The 453-nt window shown below is 48.3% G+C and carries 1 tRNA gene and 1 rRNA gene; both read right to left on the bottom strand.

Annotated elements, in window-relative coordinates:
- Positions 1 to 235 precede the first annotated feature (235 nt).
- Positions 236 to 311: transfer RNA gene (locus L6R44_RS24850), tRNA-Glu, on the bottom strand.
- Between the two features lie 85 nt (positions 312 to 396).
- Positions 397 to 453 (bottom strand): 16S ribosomal RNA (locus tag L6R44_RS24845); the annotation flags it as partial.

Below are 453 nucleotides of genomic sequence, written 5' to 3'. Positions count from 1 at the left end.
TCATCGCCTCTGACTGCCAGGGCATCCACCGTGTACGCTTAGTCGCTTAACCTCACAACCCGAAGATGTTTCACTTCATGATTGCGAAAATTTGTGAGACTCGAACACACATAACATGTGTGTCGTTTCAATTTTCAGCTTGATCCAGATTTTTAAAGAGCAAATATCTCAAACAAGACTCGTGAGTCTGTTTTGAGATATGACGGCAGGTGACTTTCACTCACGAACCAGCAAGTGGCGTCCCCTAGGGGATTCGAACCCCTGTTACCGCCGTGAAAGGGCGGTGTCCTGGGCCTCTAGACGAAGGGGACACTGAAGTCTCAATCGCAAGACGCCTTGCTATTTACTTTTCATCAGACAATCTGTGTGAGCACTACAAAGGCAGGTTCTTTAAGGTAAGGAGGTGATCCAACCGCAGGTTCCCCTACGGTTACCTTGTTACGACTTCACCCC

This window comes from Enterobacter cloacae complex sp. ECC445, assembly GCF_021892025.1.
Classification (GTDB): domain Bacteria; phylum Pseudomonadota; class Gammaproteobacteria; order Enterobacterales; family Enterobacteriaceae; genus Enterobacter; species Enterobacter chengduensis.
Note: the sequence above shows the minus strand (reverse complement) of the source record. Positions and strands in the feature narration are given on the sequence as shown.